Annotated in this window: 13 protein-coding genes; 8 read left to right on the forward strand and 5 right to left on the reverse strand. The window is 71.0% G+C overall.

Features of this window, described 5'->3' with window-relative positions; genetic code table 11:
- Positions 1-66: 66 nt before the first annotated feature.
- The 3 genes from ABZ854_RS10730 to ABZ854_RS10740 all read left to right on the forward strand — a co-directional run bounded on the left by ABZ854_RS10730 (position 67) and on the right by ABZ854_RS10740 (position 3,472).
- Positions 67-1,662: an LCP family protein gene (locus ABZ854_RS10730; protein WP_361207860.1), complete on the forward strand. Its 1,596-nt coding sequence runs from the start codon at positions 67-69 to the stop codon at positions 1,660-1,662.
- Positions 1,663-1,764: 102 nt separating this feature from the next.
- On the forward strand, positions 1,765-2,592 hold the full coding sequence (locus tag ABZ854_RS10735) for an SAM-dependent methyltransferase (protein ID WP_361207464.1): 828 nt from the start codon (positions 1,765-1,767) through the stop codon (positions 2,590-2,592).
- 37 nt (positions 2,593-2,629) lie between these two features.
- Positions 2,630-3,472: a class I SAM-dependent methyltransferase gene (locus ABZ854_RS10740; protein WP_361207466.1), complete on the forward strand. Its 843-nt coding sequence runs from the start codon at positions 2,630-2,632 to the stop codon at positions 3,470-3,472.
- 22 nt (positions 3,473-3,494) lie between these two features.
- On the opposite strand, the gene ABZ854_RS10745 is transcribed toward ABZ854_RS10740, so the two are convergent.
- Positions 3,495-4,814, reverse strand: a complete 1,320-nt coding sequence (locus tag ABZ854_RS10745) for an LCP family protein (protein WP_361207469.1) — start codon at positions 4,812-4,814, stop codon at positions 3,495-3,497.
- A gap of 119 nt (positions 4,815-4,933) precedes the next feature.
- On the opposite strand from ABZ854_RS10745, the gene ABZ854_RS10750 reads away from it, so the two are divergent.
- Positions 4,934-5,494, forward strand: a complete 561-nt coding sequence (locus tag ABZ854_RS10750) for an acyl-CoA thioesterase (protein ID WP_361207472.1) — start codon at positions 4,934-4,936, stop codon at positions 5,492-5,494.
- Positions 5,495-5,603: 109 nt separating this feature from the next.
- On the opposite strand, the gene ABZ854_RS10755 is transcribed toward ABZ854_RS10750, so the two are convergent.
- Positions 5,604-6,983: an LCP family protein gene (locus tag ABZ854_RS10755; RefSeq protein WP_361207475.1), complete on the reverse strand. Its 1,380-nt coding sequence runs from the start codon at positions 6,981-6,983 to the stop codon at positions 5,604-5,606.
- Positions 6,984-7,220: 237 nt separating this feature from the next.
- Between ABZ854_RS10755 and ABZ854_RS10760 the strand changes: the two genes are divergently transcribed.
- Entirely contained in the window at positions 7,221-8,267 is a 1,047-nt protein-coding gene (locus ABZ854_RS10760; RefSeq protein ID WP_361207478.1) for a glycosyltransferase family 2 protein, read from the forward strand.
- A 73-nt stretch (positions 8,268-8,340) separates the two neighbouring features.
- Here ABZ854_RS10760 and ABZ854_RS10765 read toward each other — a convergent pair whose 3' ends face one another.
- Complete coding sequence (locus ABZ854_RS10765; protein WP_361207481.1) at positions 8,341-9,498, reverse strand: acyl-CoA dehydrogenase; 1,158 nt, start codon at positions 9,496-9,498, stop codon at positions 8,341-8,343.
- A gap of 172 nt (positions 9,499-9,670) precedes the next feature.
- Here ABZ854_RS10765 and ABZ854_RS10770 point away from each other — a divergent pair, with 172 nt between their 5' ends.
- Positions 9,671-11,014 carry a UDP-glucose/GDP-mannose dehydrogenase family protein gene (locus tag ABZ854_RS10770; RefSeq protein WP_361207484.1) on the forward strand — a complete coding sequence of 448 codons (1,344 nt, stop codon included), beginning with the start codon at positions 9,671-9,673 and terminating at the stop codon, positions 11,012-11,014.
- A 140-nt stretch (positions 11,015-11,154) separates the two neighbouring features.
- Here ABZ854_RS10770 and ABZ854_RS10775 read toward each other — a convergent pair whose 3' ends face one another.
- Entirely contained in the window at positions 11,155-11,667 is a 513-nt protein-coding gene (locus ABZ854_RS10775; RefSeq protein ID WP_361207487.1) for a CGNR zinc finger domain-containing protein, read from the reverse strand.
- A gap of 127 nt (positions 11,668-11,794) precedes the next feature.
- Between ABZ854_RS10775 and ABZ854_RS10780 the strand changes: the two genes are divergently transcribed.
- Together ABZ854_RS10780 and ABZ854_RS10785 are read left to right on the forward strand one after the other, a co-directional pair.
- Complete coding sequence (locus tag ABZ854_RS10780; protein WP_361207490.1) at positions 11,795-12,154, forward strand: VOC family protein; 360 nt, start codon at positions 11,795-11,797, stop codon at positions 12,152-12,154.
- An 18-nt stretch (positions 12,155-12,172) separates the two neighbouring features.
- Positions 12,173-12,562, forward strand: a complete 390-nt coding sequence (locus ABZ854_RS10785; RefSeq protein ID WP_361207493.1) for a VOC family protein — start codon at positions 12,173-12,175, stop codon at positions 12,560-12,562.
- Positions 12,563-12,589: 27 nt separating this feature from the next.
- Here the strand turns inward: ABZ854_RS10785 and ABZ854_RS10790 are convergent, their stop codons facing one another.
- The gene (locus ABZ854_RS10790; RefSeq protein ID WP_361207496.1) at positions 12,590-13,678 is read right to left on the reverse strand and encodes a dipeptidase; all 1,089 of its coding nucleotides are present in this window, start codon (positions 13,676-13,678) and stop codon (positions 12,590-12,592) included.
- Between the last annotated feature and the right edge of the window lie 71 nt (positions 13,679-13,749).

Genomic DNA, 13,749 nt, shown 5'->3' on the forward strand with positions numbered 1-13,749 from the left:
GTGGGGAGGGCAGCGAGTTTGACGCAGAGCGGTGTGCGGGGGAAGGCTCCTGCGGTCGAGGACACGATGTCGCTCGCGCCGCAGACCTCGGGTCCGTCAGGCGGGTCCGGACGGCACGGCGGCGGACGGCGGCGGGGAGGACCGAAGACCGAACGCCGGCGGCGCAGACGACGCGTCCTGCGCTGGTCGGCGACCGTGCTGGCGGTGGTCATACTCGGCACGGCCGGCGCCGGATACCTCTACTACCGGCACCTGAACGCCAACATCCGCAAGGGTGAACGTTCCGCCGGTGACTCCAAGGCCCGCAAGACGGCGCCGAACGCGGCCGGACAGACGCCGCTGAACATCCTGCTGATCGGCTCCGACAGCCGTAACTCCGCGGAGGACCTGAAGCTCGGCGGCTCCAAGGAGAGCGTCGGCGCTCCGCCGCTCGCGGACGTGCAGATGCTCATCCACCTCTCCGCGGACCGCAAGAGCGCCGCCATGGTCTCCATCCCGCGCGACACCCGGGTGCACATCCCCCAGTGCAAGGACCCGAAGTCCGGCAAGGTGTATCCGGCGACGGAGGACATCATCAACACCACGCTGGCCCGTGGCGGGGCCGGCTGCACGCTGTCCACCTGGGAGAACCTCACCGGGGTCTACATCGACCACTGGATGACGATCGACTTCTCGGGCGTGGTGAGAATGGCGGACGCCATCGGCGGCGTCGACGTCTGCGTGAAGCAGAACGTGTGGGACCACTCCACCCCGATGGTGCACGGCGGCTCCGGCCTGAAGCTCACGGCCGGCACGCACCCGGTGAAGGGCGAGCAGGCCCTGCAGTGGCTGCGCACCCGGCACGCCTGGGGCAGTGACCTGATGCGGGCCCGCGCCCAGCACATGTACCTGAACTCGATGATGCGCAAGCTCCGGAACCAGAACGTCTTCACCGACACCGGGCATCTGATGGACCTCGCCGAGGCGGGCACCAAGTCGCTGTCGGTGTCCAAGGAGATCGGCACGGTCAAGAAGCTCTACGACCTGGCCATGGAGATGAAGTCGGTGCCGTCGAACCGCATCACGTCAGTGACGATGCCCAACGTGCAGGACCCGCTGAACAAGGAACACGTCGTCCCCGACAAGCCCAACGCGGACAGGATGTGGCAGCTGCTCCGCGACGACGTTGCCTTCGACAAGAACGGCAAGAAGTCCGCGAAGGACGACGGCAAGTCCAAGGACGAGCCGGCCAAGAAGCCGTCGACCGACGCGTCCCGGCTGGGCGTGCTGGTGCAGAACGCCACCCAGACCTCCACCGACGCGGCGGTGCCGCACCGGGCCGGATCGATCGCCGAGCTGCTCGCGCAGCAGGGCTACACCCGGGCCACCTCCGACACCTCGGAGACGCTGTCGGAGGACCAGACGGTCGTCCAGTACCCGAGCGCGGAGCTGGAGGGCGACGCGCAGGCCGTGGCGAAGTCGATGGGCATCCCGATGAGTTCGGTGAAGAAGTCGACCGCCGTCTCCGGCGTCACGGTCGTCGTCGGCTCGGACTGGCGGACGGGGAACACCTACCCCAAGCAGGCCCGGCCGAAGGCCGGCGACCTGCCGAGCAACTCGGACGCGATCAACGGCGGCGACACCTCGCAGTGCATGGACGTGTACGGGCCCTACCGCTGGTAGCGGCCGGGGTTTTGAAGGAAGGCGCCCTCCGGGGCGCCTTCTTGTTTATGTTGGTCGCGTCCTGAACAGCGAACAGCGCGCACGCCGAGGAGAGCAGACGTCATGGCGGATGACACCACAGCAGCGAGGGACGAGGGCATCGCGCGAGTGGCGCGGCTGCGTACCGACGTCTCGCACTCGGCGCGGATCTGGAACTACTGGCTGGGCGGCAAGGACCACTACCCGGTGGACGAGGAGGTCGGGGACCAGATCCTCGGCTTCGTGCCGGCGCTGCCCCGCTCGGCCGTCGCCGACCGGGCGTTCCTGTCCCGTGCCGTACGGCATCTCGCCGGGCAGGAGGGGATCCGGCAGTTCCTGGACATCGGCACCGGGCTGCCGACCGCCGACAACACGCACGAGGTCGCCCAGCGCGTCGACCCCTCCTGCCGGATCGTCTACGTCGACAACGACCCGCTGGTCCTCACCCACGCCCACGCGCTGCTCACCAGCACACGCGAAGGCGCCACCGACTACATCGAGGCGGACGTCCAGGACCCCGAGAAGATCATCCGGGGCGCGGCCGAGACGCTGGACTTCGACCGGCCGGTGGCCATCACCATGCTGGGCATCCTCAACTTCGTGATGGACACCGACGAGGCGGTCTCCATCGTGCACCGGCTGCTCGACGCCGTGCCCGCCGGCAGCCACCTGGTGATCTCCCACCCCACGACCGAGGTCGACGGCGAGGCCATGACGCAGGCCGTGGAGTACTGGAACAGCCAGGGCTCGGCCCTGATGACCCTGCGCAGCCGCGCCGACCTGAGCCGCCTCTTCGACCGGGTCGACCTGCTGGAGCCCGGCCTCGTCTCCTGCTCCCGCTGGCGCCCCGTGCCGGGCACCGGAGAGCCGGTGGAGGTCACCCACTTCGGGGGGGTGGGCAGGAAGTCGTAGAGGGAGGGGAGTCGGAGGAGTACAGCAAGCTGGTCCCATGACGATCATGGATGCGACCGAGGCCTTCGACTCCGCCGAGCGGGCCATGTGGGACGGGCGGGCGCGGGCGTACGCCGACAGCTTCGCCCTGTTGTGCGCGCACCCGGTGCCGGAGTTGCTGGACGCCGCCCGGGTGTCCGCCGGGACCCGGGTCCTGGACGTCGGCACGGGCCCGGGGACGGCCGCCCTGGCCGCTCTGGAGCGGGGTGCGCGGGTGCGGGCCGTGGACGCCGACCCCGGGATGGTCGCGGCCGCCCGGGCGCGGGGCGTTCCGGCCGAGGTCGCCGTGCTGCCTCGACTGCCCTTCGCGGACGGCGAGTTCGACGCCGTCGTCGCCAACTTCGTGCTCAATCACGTCGGCCGGCCGCGCACCGCGCTCGCCGAGCTGCGGCGGGTGCTGCGGCCCGGTGGGCGGCTAGCGCTCACGCTGTGGAGCGGCCGGCGCGGGGCCGGGCAGGACCTGCTCGGGCGGGCCTGCGCGGCGGGCGGTGCCGTACCGCCGTCGTACCTGCCGAGGCTGGCGGCGGACGAGGACTTCCCGCGAACGACGGCCGGGCTCGCGGGCCTGCTCACCGGGGCCGGGTTCACCGGCGCCGAGGCCGCCGAGTCGGCCTGGGACCACCGGACGACCGTCGAGGAGTGGTGGGGCGGCGCGGCCGGCGGGGTCGCCACCGTCGGGCTGGTCGTGACCTCGCAGGACCCGGAGACGGTCGTACGCATACGGCGGGAGTACGAACGGCTGTGCGCCGAGTTCTCCACCGGGGACCGCGAAAGGGACGGCGATGGGGAAGGGCGCCTGGCCCTTCCCCATGTGGCACTGCTCGGCGCGGCGACCGCCTGAGCCTGAGGCGGCCCGAGCGTTCTCAGTTGCCGGCGACCGTGACCTTCTGGTCGTTCTTCAGCTCGTCCACCAGCGTCTTGACCTTGGCCTTGTCCCAGACCAGGTTGCCGCCCGTGGAACCGGAGATCGGCATGTTCATCGAGGTGCCGCCACCGCTGTTGACGTTCTTCATGGCCCAGAACATCGACGCCAGGTCCCACAGGGACATGTCCTTGTCGACGATCAGGGAGTCCAGGCCGGCGCCCATGGTCGGGTAGAACGTGAAGGGGTTCAGGAGCGTCGACGGGGTCGCCACCTGGTGGGCGAGGGCCGCGAGGAACTTCTGCTGGTTCTTCGTCCGCTGCAGGTCGGAGGCGGCGAACGCGTGCCGGGTGCGGACGAAGGCCAGGGCCTGCTCGCCGTTCAGGGTCTGCTTGCCGGCCTTGAAGTCGGCACCCGAGTAGGAGTCCTTGAAGCCCTTGTCGATGGTGAGGGTCACACCGCCGACCGCGTCCACGATCTTCGCGAAGCCCTGGAAACCGATCTCCACGTAGTGGTCGATGTGCAGGCCGGTGTTGAACTCGATGGTGCGCACCAGGAGGGTCGGACCGTCCTCGGCGTACGCCGCGTTCAGCTTCGTGTGCCGGCCGGTGGCCGGGTAGACCTTCCCGGACTGCGAGCCCTTGTACGACGGGATCTCCACGTTCGAGTCACGCGGCAGCGAGATCAGCGTGTCCCCGTTGTCGCCGACGTGCAGGATCATCATCGAGTCGGTGCGCTTGCCCTCGGCGGAGCCCGTGTGCAGCTTCTTCTCGTCCGCCTTGGTCATGCCCTCGCGGCTGTCCGAGCCGACGATCAGGTAGTTCGTGCCCTGACCCGTCTCCGGCCGGTCGATGACCTTGGAGAGGTCCACCTCGCGGCGCAGCTTGGAGTCGGCCCAGAAATAGGTCGCCACCGATGTGACGATCAGCACCGTCACCAGCGTGAGCGCGGTCCACTTGATCCGCCGCCGCCAGTTCGGCGCGGGCCGGGCCGCCCGGGCGGGGGCGCCGGTCGGGCCGTCACCGCCGTGACCGTGACCGCCGTAGACCTGCCCGGTGTTGTAGCCGCTGTCGTACTCGCCGTAACCGTCGTCGTAGCCCTGGCCGTCGACGTACGACGGCTGCTGCGGGACGCCGGCGCCATACGGCGGCGCCGACGGGCCGGGGTTGCCGTACGAGCGCTGCCCGGGCGGCACCGGGCCGCGCCGCGGCACCTGGCGCATCATGCGGGCGCCCTCCGGCTGCTCGCCTGCGCTGCCGTGTCCGTAGCGGGAGCGGGAGCCGCGGTTGTCGTCGGACCATCCCTCGGGCCAGTCATTCATGCGCCCCAGTGTGCAGGGCGCTGGTATGTGCCTTACAAGAGCTGTCGGAAAATCAGGGCGGTGCTGTTGCGAACCCGACACAAATTCCGCGAATGTCGCTTCGGCATAAGGTGGGGGTCATGACAGACCAGGCCACGGATCCGGTGACGGACACGGAATCGGACATCCCGGGCAAGCCCACGTCCGCGTCCCGCACCACGCTCAGCCACATCATGACCCACAACGACACCAACCTGCTGGGGACGGTGCACGGCGGGGTGATCATGAAGCTGGTCGACGACGCGGCGGGGGCCGTGGCCGGGCGGCACTCCGGCGGCCCCGCCGTCACCGCCTCCATGGACGAGATGGCCTTCCTGGAGCCGGTGCGCGTCGGTGACCTGGTCCATGTGAAGGCACAGGTCAACTGGACCGGCCGGACCTCGATGGAGGTCGGCGTGCGGGTCCTGGCCGAGCGCTGGAACGAGTCCTCCCCGCCCACCCAGGTCGGCTCGGCCTACCTGGTGTTCGCGGCCGTCGACGCGGACGGGAAGCCGCGCCGGGTGCCGCCGGTGGTCCCGGAGACGGACCGCGACCGGCGCCGCTACCAGGAGGCCCAGATCCGCCGCACCCACCGCCTGGCGCGCCGCCGCGAAATCCGCGAACTGCGGGAGCAGAGGATCGCCGAAGGGTTCGAGGACTGACTTGATACGCCGGTTCACGGCAGCGCCCCTTCACGGGCGCGGGGCTGTGTCTGACGTGCGGCTCCGCCGCGTGGGCGCGACAAGCCACAACGCACCCGCACCAGACCCACTACGTACCGGAGCACAGCTCCTCGTCCCCCCGCACCACACTGGGACTCGGCTCCGGCTCGGCCGGGTTCGCGACCCGCACCTTGCGCACCGCCTTGAAATCGGCGCCCGCCGTGACCTTCAGCACGGCCCCCTGCCCCGGCACCGCCCGCAGTTCGCTGCCCGGCAGGGCCGCCGCGAGGGAGCGGGCCGAGCGGTCCCAGCGGGGGTCGTAGGAGACGATCGTGCGCTTGACGGCGTGGTCGGCCGCCGCCACCGGCAGGCGGGTGGTGGCGAAGCCGGCCGCCGCCAGCGCCGCGTCGACGCGCTTGCCGAGGCCGCTCGTGGCCGTACCGTTCTCCACCTGCACCTTGATCTGGTGCGGGTCCACCTCCACCGTCGCCGGTGCGGGCGCGCTCTTCGGGCGGTCCGTGGTGAGCGGTTTGTCGTCGCGCAGGGACTGGAACAGCTTGTCGGCGGCCGGCTGGTTCCACTTCAGGGTCGAACCGATGCCCTTGACGGGGAAGTTCATCTGGCCGATGGGCACGGTGGTGAACTCGGAGGAGGAGGGCGAGAAGGTGCGCATCGCCCGCCCGAGGTCGAGCAGTTCGTCGGCGCCGAAGCCCTCGTCGGCGCGGACCGAGCCGAGCACCGCCCGGGTGACGTCCCGGAACCTGATCGGGTTCAGCAGGACACCGGAGGAGGTGGCTCGCCCGATCAGCGCGGCCAGGAACTTCTGCTGCCGCTTCATCCGGCCCAGGTCGCTGGCCGCGTCCAGGTGCCGGGAGCGGACGTACTGCAGGGCCTGCCCGCCCATCAGGGTGTGCGTGCCGGCCGTCAGGTCGAGGCCGGTGTAGGAGTCCTTCAGGGGCGTCGGCGTGCAGATCGTGACCCCGCCGAGGACGTCCACGGTCTTCATGAAGCTGGTGAAGTCGACCTCCAGGTAGTGGTCGATCTTCAGGTGGGTCATGCCCTCGACGGTGCGCACGGTCAGCTGGGGGCCGCCCTCCGCGTACGCGGCGTTCAGCTTGAGCGGGTGCGGGCCGTGCCGCTGTCCGGAGTTCAGGTCGACGTGCTCGGGCACCTCGACGTAGGAGTCGCGGGGCAGACTGACCACGGTGGCCCGGTTCCGGTCCTCCGAGATGTGCACGATCATGATCGTGTCGGTGCAGTGACAGGGCGCCCCGCCGAGGTGGTACGCCTGCCGCTGCTGCTCGCTGATCTTGTCGCGGCCGTCCGTGCCGACCAGCAGGATGTTCGTGCCGTGGCCGGCGCGCGGGCGGTTCTTCATGTCCTTGAAGGCGTCGACCCGGGCGATCCCCGCGTCCAGGCTGCTGACGACCGCGTGCCCGATCCCGGCGGCCGCGAGCACCACCACGGACAGCGTGGTTGCCGCACGCATCGCCCAGCGCGGCCGTCGGCGCCGGACGGGGGGCGCCGGCGGTCTGGGCACGCGGTGGGCGGGCTGCGGACGGCGCTGTGGCCGGGCAGGGGACCGTGGCGGGCTGGGCAAGGGACACCTCCGGGCGACGGCCGTACGTGGGATCGTGAGCACCGTAGGCCGATACGATCCTCATCCCGCGTTCACGCCCCGGTGGCGCGCATAGCTGTCCCCCGTTCGCGGTAACGTGAGCCCCCTATGAACGCCAAGCCCGACGTGCGGCTCCCCGCTGTGTCCGTGATCATGCCCGTCCTCAACGAGGAGCGGCATCTGCGCGGGGCCGTCCAAGCGATCCTCGCGCAGGAGTACGCCGGCGAGATGGAGGTCGTGATCGCCCTCGGTCCGTCCACGGACCGCACGGACGAGATCGCCGCCGAGCTCGTGTCCGACGACCCGCGCGTCCACACGGTCCCGAACCCGACCGGGCGCACCCCGGCCGCCCTGAACGCCGCGATCAAGGCGTCCCGGCATCCGATCGTCGTCCGCGTCGACGGCCACGGCATCCTCTCGCCCAACTACATCGAGACCGCCGTGCGCCTCCTTAAGGAGACCGGTGCGCAGAACGTCGGCGGCATCATGCACGCCGAGGGCGAGAACGCCTGGGAGGACGCCGTCGCCGCCGCGATGACGTCGAAGATCGGCGTGGGCAACGCGGCCTTCCACACGGGCGGCCAGGCGGGCCCGGCCGAGACGGTCTACCTCGGTGTCTTCCGCCGCGAGGCCCTGGAGCGGCAGGGCGGCTACAACGAGGAGTTCATCCGCGCCCAGGACTGGGAGCTGAACTTCCGCATCCGTGAGGCGGGCGGCCTGATCTGGTTCTCGCCCGAGCTGAGGGTGTCGTACCGCCCGAGGCCGAGCGTGAAGGCGCTCGCCAAGCAGTACAAGGACTACGGCCGCTGGCGCCACGTCGTCGCCCGCTACCACTCCGGCTCGATCAACCTGCGCTACCTCGCCCCGCCCACGGCGGTCTGCGCGATAGCCGCGGGCCTGGTGGCGGGCGCGGCCCTGACCCCGTGGGCCCTCGTCGTCCCGGGCGGATACCTCGCGGCGATCGCCGCGGGCTCGCTCCCGGCGGGCCGGGGGCTGCCGCTGAAGGCCCGCCTCCAGATCCCGGTGGCCCTGGCCACGATGCACATGTCCTGGGGCTACGGCTTCCTGACGAGCCCGAAGGCCCTGGCCCGCAAGGTCATCGCCTCCCGCCGCCCGGCGGTGACGGCGGAGGAAGAGCCGCTGGTGCGGGACTGACCACCCGCACCACCCCGGACGTACTACGGTGCCGGCACCCCCGAGGGGATGCCGGCACCGCCGCGTTCACGCCCTACGGCAGGTTGCGGGCCATCACGATCCGCTGGACCTGGTTCGTGCCCTCATAAATCTGCGTGATCTTGGCGTCGCGCATCATGCGCTCCACCGGGTAGTCGCGGGTGTAGCCGTAACCGCCGAGGAGCTGGACGGCGTCGGTGGTGACCTCCATGGCGACGTCGGAGGCGAAGCATTTGGCGGCGGCGCCCTGGAAGGTGAGGTCCTTGTCGCCGCGCTCGGACTTGGCGGCGGCCGCGTAGGTCAGCTGACGGGCGGCCTCGATCTTCATGGCCATGTCGGCGAGCATGAACTGGATGCCCTGGAAGTCGGCGATCGGCTTGCCGAACTGCTTGCGCTCCTGGACGTAGCCCTTGGCGTAGTCGAGGGCGCCCTGGGCGACGCCGAGGGCCTGGGCGGCGATGGTGATGCGGGTGTGGTCCAGGGTCTTCATCGCCGTGGCGAAGCCGGTGCCCTCCTCGCCGATCATGCGGTCGGCGGGGATGCGGACGTTGTCGAAGTAGACCTCGCGGGTCGGGGAGCCCTTGATGCCGAGCTTCTTCTCCGGGGCGCCGAAGGAGACGCCCTCGTCGGACTTCTCGACGACGAACGCCGAGATGCCCTTGGAGCGCTTGGTGGGGTCGGTGACCGCCATCACCGTGTAGTACTCGGAGACGCCCGCGTTGGTGATCCAGCGCTTCACGCCGTTGAGGACGTAGTGGTCGCCGTCGCGGACCGCCTTCGTCTTCATGCCAGCCGCGTCGGAGCCGGCGTCCGGCTCGGAGAGGCAGTACGAGAACATCGCCTCGCCCTTGGCGAGCGGGGTCAGGTACTTCTTCTTGATGTCCTCGCCGCCGGACAGGATCACGGGGAGCGAGCCCAGCTTGTTCACGGCCGGGATGAGGGAGGAGGACACACAGGCGCGGGCCACCTCCTCGATCACGATGACCGTGGCGAGGGCGTCGGCACCGGCGCCGCCGTACTCCTCGGGGACGTGCACGGCGTGCAGGTCGTTCGCGACCAGGGCGTCGAGCGCCTCCTGCGGGAAGCGGGCCTCTTCGTCCACCGCTGCCGCGAACGGCGCGATCTTCGCCTCGACCAGCGAGCGGACGGCGTCACGGAGCATGTCGTGCTCCTCGGACGGGCGGTACAGGTCGAAGTCAGCCGATCCGGCCAAGGTCTCTCACGCTCCAAAGACGCAGTGACGCTAATTACCGTTAAGTAACCCAATTTTAAAACGTCGGCCGGGACCCGCCTACGTGACCTTGACGACAGCGGGAAAACTGCCCGGCCCGCGGCCCGACTATGCTCGGGCACCGCATCACCGACGTCACCGAGGGGGAGCACCCATGAGCCTCAAGATCACCGTGATCGGCACCGGTTACCTCGGCGCCACGCACGCCGCGGCCATGGCCGAGCTCGGTTTCGAGGTGCTGGGCCTGGACGTCGTGCCCGAGAAGATCGCGATGCTGGAGCGCGGCGAGACCCCCATGTACGAGCCGGGGCTCGACGAGCTGCTGCGCCGGCACGTGGCCGGGATCGAGGGTTCCTCCGGGCGGCTGCGGTTCACCACCGACTGGGCCGAGGTGGCGGAGTTCGGCGATGTGCACTTCGTGTGCGTGAACACCCCGCAGAAGCACGGCGAGTACGCGTGCGACATGTCGTACGTCGACTCCGCCATCGCCTCGCTCGCCCCGCACCTGAAGGGTCCCGCGCTGGTCGTCGGCAAGTCGACCGTCCCCGTCGGGTCGGCGGACCGGCTCGCCGCCTACCTCGCCGAGCACGCGCCGGCCGGCGGCGACGCCGAGCTGGCCTGGAACCCGGAGTTCCTGCGCGAGGGCTTCGCCGTCGAGGACACGCTGCACCCGGACCGGATCGTGGTCGGCGTGCGTGGCGAGCGGGCCGAGAAGCTGCTGCGGGAGGTGTACGCGACCCCGGTCGGCGAGGGCACGCCGTTCGTGGTGACCGACTTCCCGACGGCCGAGCTGGTGAAGACGGCCGCGAACTCCTTCCTGGCGACCAAGATCTCGTTCATCAACGCGATGGCGGAGGTGTGCGAGGCGGCCGGCGGTGACGTGGCGAAGCTCGCGGAGGCCATCGGGTACGACGACCGGATCGGGAAGAAGTTCCTGCGTGCCGGGATCGGGTTCGGCGGCGGCTGTCTGCCCAAGGACATCCGGGCGTTCATGGCGCGCGCCGGTGAGCTGGGCGCGGACCAGGCGCTGACGTTCCTGCGGGAGATCGACTCCATCAACATGCGCCGGCGCGGGCAGATGGTCGAGATGGCGCGGGAGGCGCTGGGCGGCGGTTCGTTCCTGGGCAAGCGGGTCGCGGTGCTGGGCGCCACCTTCAAGCCGGACTCGGACGACGTCCGGGACTCGCCCGCGCTGAACGTGGCCGGTCAGATCCACCTCCAGGGCGGTCAGGTGACCGTGTACGACCCGAAGGGCATGAAGAACGCCAAGCGGCTGTTCCCGACGCTGGGGTACGCCGACTCGGCGCTGGAGGCGGTCCGGGGGGCCGACGTGGTGCTGCACCTCACCGAGTGGCGGGAGTTCCGTGAGCTGGACCCGGCCGCGCTGGGCGAGGTCGCGTCGGTCCGGCTGGTGCTGGACGGGCGCAACGCGCTGGACCCGGAGCTGTGGCGCCGCGCGGGGTGGACGTACCGGGCGATGGGGCGGCCGACGGCCTGACCCTCTTCTCCCCCGGCGTAGGCGTTCTCCCACCGGCGTACGCGAGGACGCCGGTTCGGCCGAGGCTCAGTCGGCCGAACCGGCGTCTTTCCGCATTCTGCACCACGGACACATCCGTGGCCGATGAACGCCCGTGGGGTTTACGTCTCCTTGGCCCGGTAGCGGCGCATCTTGGCGCGGGCCCCGCACACCTGCATGGAGCACCAGCGGCCGCGTCCGGCGGGGCTGCGGTCGTAGTACGCCCAGTGGCAGGTCGGCGCCTCGCAAGCCTTGAGCCGGCTCCAGGTGCCGGCCACGAGCGCCTCGGCGACGGCGGCGGCGATCCGGGACGGCAGTGGGCCCGGGTCGGCCGGGGCGAGGGCCGCCGAGCCGTCCCCCGGTTCGACGGTGACGTGCAGCGGGACGCGGGCGAGCAGGTCGCCGAGGGGGGTGACCTCGCGGTGCGGCGGGTGCCCGGCGTGCGCCAGCAGGGTGGCGCGCAGGGACTCGCGCAGTTCCCGTGCCTCTTCCAGCCGCTCCGGATCGTCGGTGAGCCCGAGGCGGGCTCTGCATTCCGCGGTGTCCAGCGCGTCCGCTCCCGATGCGAAGTCCACGGTGTTCAGCAGGGACTCGACCAGGGCCAGGCCTCCCGGCGCGGGCGCTCTCTCACTCATGTCCGCACCGTACCTCCGTATATCGGTTGCCAGGGTTACCTGCTATGGGGCAGCATGCGGTAACGGTTACCGGTAATCCTCATCTGAGGGTAACTCCGGCTTCGCAGTGTTCTCCGAGGAGGAAGTCATGGCTCTGGCCACGATGGATGTCGTCGTCCTGGACTGCCCCGACCCGCGCGCGCTCGCCGGGTTCTACGCCGAGGTGCTGGGCGGCAGCGTCGAGGGGGACGGGGAGTGGGTGGACCTGAAGCTGCCGGGCGGCACTTCGCTGGCCTTCCAGCAGGCACCGGGCTTCGTGCCGCCGAGCTGGCCCGCGCCGGACGCCTCGCAGCAGTTCCACCTGGATCTGAAGGTGCCTGACCTGGACACGGCCGAGAAGGGGGTACTGGAACTGGGGGCGCGTCCGCTGGACGCCGAGGACCGTTCGCGGAACTGGCGTGTGTACGCCGACCCAGCGGGGCACCCCTTCTGTCTCTGCGCCTGCTGAACCGACCGGGAGGACACCATGGCGTCCGTCGCTCGACTCCGTTCCGTCGTGCTCGACTGCCCCGACCCGCACGCACTCGCCGCGTTCTACTCGGCGGTGGCGGGCGGCACCCCGGAGCCGGAGGACGACGACTGGGTGGTCCTCCAGGTCCCCGACGGCCCCCGGCTCGCCTTCCAGCGGGCCGAGGGCCACACCCCGCCCCAGTGGCCCCACGCCGACCACGACTCCCAGCAGTTCCACCTCGACTTCGACGCGGGCCCCACCTGGGCCGACATCGACACGGCCCACGAGCGCGTCCTCGCCCTGGGCGCCCGCCCCCTGGACCTCACCGACCGCGAGAAGAAGGACTTCCAGGTCTACGCGGACCCGGCGGGCCACCCGTTCTGCCTGTGCAGGATCGAGGGGTAACTCTCGAACGACGTCCAGGGCACGACGTCAACGGCGTGCCCGACTCGCCTTGGCGACAAAATCCGCCGCCCGCAAAACCCTCTGCACATTCCCCCAGGTCAACAGGGACACCTCCGCATCCGACCACCCCCGCCGCACCAGCTCGGCGACCAGGTGCGGATACCGGGAGGCGTCGCCAAGCCCCTGCGGATGCGCCGCCCCGCAGTCGTACATACCGGCCAGCCCCACACACTCGGTCCCCGCCACCGCCCGCACATGGTCGAGGTGATCGGCGACGTCCCGCACCGTCGGCCCGGTCTGCTCCGCGCTCAGCGGCACCATGCACAGGCCCTTGGCCTCCCCCAGCGCGGCGAGCAGGTCGTCGGGCAGGTTGGCGGGGTGCGGCCGCAGCGCGCGGGCGGCGGAGCGGGTGCACAGCACCGGCGTCCTGGACAGGACGGTGACCCGCCGGACGACGGCCTCACCGGCGCCGGAGAGGTCGGCGAGCACGCCTAGCCGGTTCATCTCGCGTACGACCTCCTCGCCGAACCGGGTCAGCCCGGCCTCGCCCGCCCAGGGCGTGCTGGTGAGGGTGAGGAGGCGCACGCCGAGGGCGTGCAGGATGCGCAGGATGCCGAGGGAGCCGTCGAGCACGGCGGCCTGGGCGGGGCCGAGGACGACGGCGACCCGGCCGCAGTGGTGGGCGTCGATGACCTGCCCGGCGGTTCGTGCCAGGCGCAGCCCCTCCGGATGGGCGGCGATCACCGTGCGGGCGAGGTCGAGCTGTTCCAGGGTGGCGGCCACCGCCCGGTCCCCGGCGAGGTCCTCGGGCAGGTGCAGGGACCAGAACAGGGCGCCGACGTGGCCCTCGCGGAGCCGGGGCAGGTCGGTGGCGACGGCGCTCTCGCCGAGTTCGAGGTCGTACCAGGGCAGGTGGCGCAGCGCCCGGGGCAGTGCGTTGTGGCCGTCGGCGACGGGATGTGCGGCGAGCAGGGCGCGGGCGTGTTCCAGGGCTTCGCCCTCGGGGAAGCGCGGCTCCTCGGGGAGGTACGGCTCCTCGGGGAAGGGGTCGTCCGGCAGTCCGCCGGCCGCCGCGACCTCGGTGGTGGCGGGCGGGTCGTCCTGGAGGTCGGCCATGGCGGGCTCCGTACGTCGTGCGCTGCTACGGCGTCATTTCTGCGGGTGGCGTACGGCCACCGTCGCACGGA

This window comes from Streptomyces sp. NPDC047028 (assembly GCF_040644095.1).
Classification (GTDB): Bacteria; Actinomycetota; Actinomycetes; order Streptomycetales; family Streptomycetaceae; genus Streptomyces.